General features: G+C 62.9%; 2 protein-coding genes. Both read left to right on the top strand.

Annotation, left to right across the window (positions count from 1 at the left end; genetic code table 11):
- Positions 1–191: 191 nt before the first annotated feature.
- Entirely contained in the window at positions 192–1,346 is a 1,155-nt protein-coding gene (locus tag FEM54_RS27550; protein WP_026013522.1) for an efflux RND transporter periplasmic adaptor subunit, read from the top strand.
- A gap of 6 nt (positions 1,347–1,352) precedes the next feature.
- On the top strand, positions 1,353–3,637 hold a 2,285-nt coding region (locus FEM54_RS27555), incomplete at its 3' end, for an efflux RND transporter permease subunit (RefSeq protein WP_138453750.1).

Here is a 3,637-nt window from a genome sequence, read left to right on the forward strand (position 1 = left end):
ACATAAGCCCGGCTCCCACACAGGCCCGGTTTTCACATTTGATCTTTGCTGTTTGCAGGATTGTGCAAGGATATACGCCCTCAAGCGACTATGGGCCGCACCTTACACTTCTTCACACACGGCCTACACAGCTTCACAGCACCACGGCGCAGGTGTCTTTAGGATGCGCCAGTCAATATTGGGATATGAGCATGTCGAAGAATCTGTTTGCGCCATTTTGCCTGCTGGCCCTGACGCTGGCCCTGAGTGGCTGTGGCCAGTCGGCCGATGAAGCGCCAGAGGCGCCACTGGCCAAAGTGCGCATCGAAACCCTGCAGGCCAAACCTCTCTCGATCACCAGCGAATTGAGCGGGCGTATCGCCGCGCCGCGCATTGCCGAAGTGCGCGCACGGGTCGCCGGCGTGGTCATGCAGCGGGTCTTCAAGGAAGGCCACGACGTAAAACAGGGTGACGTGCTGTTTCGCATCGACCCCGCGCCGTTCAAGGCCGACCTGGACAGCGCCCAGGCCAACCTGAGCAAGGCCGAAGCCAACGCATTCCAGGCGCGCCTGCAGGAGCAGCGCTACAGCCAGTTGGTCGAAGGCAACGCCATCAGCGGCCAGGACTACGACAACGCCCGCGCCGCCGTGCGCCAGACCAACGCCGAAGTCGCCGCCAACAAGGCCGCGGTCGAGCGCGCCCGGTTGAACCTGGGCTACGCCACCGTCACCGCACCGATTTCCGGGCGCATCGGCCGTGCGTTGGTGACCGAAGGTGCGCTGGTCGGCCAGAACGAGGCCACGCCGCTGGCGATTATCCAGCAACTGGACCCGATCCACGCCGACCTCACCCAATCGACCCGCGAACTCAATGACCTGCGCCGCGCCTTCCGCGCCGGTAGCTTGAAGCAGGTCGGCCAGGACCAGGCCAAGGCCACGCTGATCCAGGACGACGGCAGCCTGTACCCGTTGCCGGGCAAGCTGCTGTTTGCGGAAATCAGCGTCGACCCGGGCACCGGGCAGATCATCCTGCGCAGCGAGTTCCCCAACCCGGACCTCGACCTGTTGCCGGGCAGCTTTGTGCGTGTGCGCCTCGAACAGGCCGTGGACAAGCAAGGTATCAGCGTGCCGCAACGTGCCATCACGCGTGACAGCGCTGGCATCCCGATGGTGCTGCTGTTGGATGCCGAACAAACCGTCAGCCAGCAGCCGGTAGAACTGGGCGCGGTGATTGAGGACCGCTGGATCGTCAGCAGCGGCCTCAAGCCCGGTGACCGTATCGTCGTCGAAGGCCTGCAACACGCGCGCCCCGGTGAAAAAGTCGAGGTGGATGACAGCCCCGCCTCCGGCCAGCCAGTCAAGGAATAACCCGCCATGCCGCAGTTCTTTATTGACCGCCCGATTTTCGCCTGGGTGGTGGCCCTGTTTATCCTGCTGGCCGGCGCGCTCGCCATCCCGCAGTTGCCGGTGGCCCAGTACCCCAACGTTGCGCCGCCGAAAGTGGAGATCTACGCGGTGTACCCCGGCGCCTCGGCCCAGACCCTGGATGAGAGCGTGGTCAGCCTGATCGAGCAGGAGCTTAACGGCGCCGATCACTTGCTGTACTTCGAATCCCAGAGCAGCCTGGGCTCGGCCACCATCACCGCGACTTTCCAGCCGGGCACCAACCCGGAAATGGCCCAGGTGGACGTGCAAAACCGTCTTAAAGCGGTAGAACCGCGCTTGCCGCAAGCCGTGACCCAGCAAGGTTTGCAAGTGGAGAAAGTCTCCGCCGGCTTCCTGCTGCTGGTGACCCTGACCTCCAACGACGGCAAGCTCGACGACGTAGCGCTCAGCGATTACCTGGCGCGCAACGTGATGAACGAACTCAAGCGCCTGGACGGCGTGGGCAAGGCCCAGCTGTATGGTGCCGAACGCGCCATGCGCATCTGGATCGACCCGCAGAAGCTGATCGGTTTCAACCTGACGCCAGCCGACGTGAACGCCGCGATCAGCGCGCAAAACGCTCAGGTCTCGGCGGGCAGCATTGGCGATTTGCCGGGCACCAAGACCCAGGAAATCACCGCCGCAATCCTGGTCAAGGGCCAACTGTCGACCCCGGCGGAATTTGCCGACATCGTGCTCAAGGCTAACCCCGACGGTTCCACCGTGCGCATCGGCGATGTGGCGCGGGTGGAAGTCGGCAGCCAGGAATACCAGTTCTCCACGCGCCTGAACGGCAAGCCGTCGACTGCCGTCAGTGTGCAACTGTCGCCCGGCGCCAACGCGCTGAACACCGCAACCCTGGTGCGGGCAAAGATGGACGAGCTGTCGCGCTACTTCCCGGCCAACGTGGAGTACAAGATCCCTTACGACACGTCGCCGTTCGTCAAAGTCTCGATCACCAAAGTGGTCTACACCTTGCTGGAGGCGATGGCGCTGGTGTTTGCGGTGATGTTCCTGTTCCTGCAGAACGTGCGCTACACCTTGATCCCCACGCTGGTGGTGCCGATTGCACTGATGGGCACTTTCGCCACCATGTTGTTGCTGGGTTTCTCGATCAACGTGCTGACCATGTTCGGTATGGTGCTGGCGATCGGCATCCTGGTGGACGATGCGATTGTGGTGGTCGAAAACGTCGAGCGCATCATGGCCACCGAAGGCCTGTCGCCCAAGGACGCAACGAAAAAAGCCATGGGCCAGATCACTGGCGCCATCGTCGGTATCACGTTGGTACTGGTGGCGGTGTTCTTGCCGATGGCGTTCATGCCGGGTTCGGTGGGTGTGATCTACCAACAGTTCTCACTGTCGATGGCCACCTCGATCCTGTTCTCGGCGTTCCTGGCCCTGACATTGACGCCGGCGCTGTGCGCCACCTTGCTCAAACCGATTGCCAAGGGCGAGCACCACGCCAAGGGCGGTTTCTTCGGCTGGTTCAACACGCGTTTTGAGCGCCTCACCGACCGCTATGAAGGCTGGGTGGCCTATGCCCTCAAGCGCAGCGGCCGCTACCTGTTGATCTATCTAGTGCTGCTGGTGGGCCTGGGGTGGATGTTCAGTCGCCTGCCCTCCTCATTCCTGCCGGTGGAAGACCAGGGTTACACCATCACCGATATCCAGCTACCGCCGGGCGCGAGCAAGAACCGCACGGTGCAGGTGGCCGAGCAGATCGAAGCGCACAACGCCGGCGAACCTGGGGTGGGCGATACCACCATGATCATGGGCTTCAGTTTCTCCGGGTCCGGGCAGAACGCGGCGCTGGCCTTTACCACGCTCAAGGATTGGTCGCAGCGCAGCAGCGACGATTCGGCCTCGGCAATTGCCGAGCGTGCCAACGAAGCGTTCAGCGAGCTCAAGGATGCGATTGCCTACGCGATCCTGCCGCCGCCGGTGGACGGCCTGGGGACTTCCAGCGGCTTCGAGTTCCGTTTGCAGGACCGTGGCGGCGTCGGCCATGCCGCGTTGATGCAAGCACGTACCGAGTTGCTGGCCGCCGCCGAAAAAAGCCCGATCCTGGCCAACGTGCGCGAAAGCGCCTTGGCTGAAGCACCGCAAGTGCAATTGCAAGTGGATCGCAAGCAAGCCAACGCCCTGGGCGTGTCGTTTGCCGATGTGGGCAATGTGCTGTCCTCGGCCATCGGCTCGGCCTATGTCAACGACTTCCCCAACCAGGGCCGCAT

This window comes from Pseudomonas edaphica, assembly GCF_005863185.1.
Classification (GTDB): Bacteria; Pseudomonadota; Gammaproteobacteria; order Pseudomonadales; family Pseudomonadaceae; genus Aquipseudomonas; species Aquipseudomonas edaphica.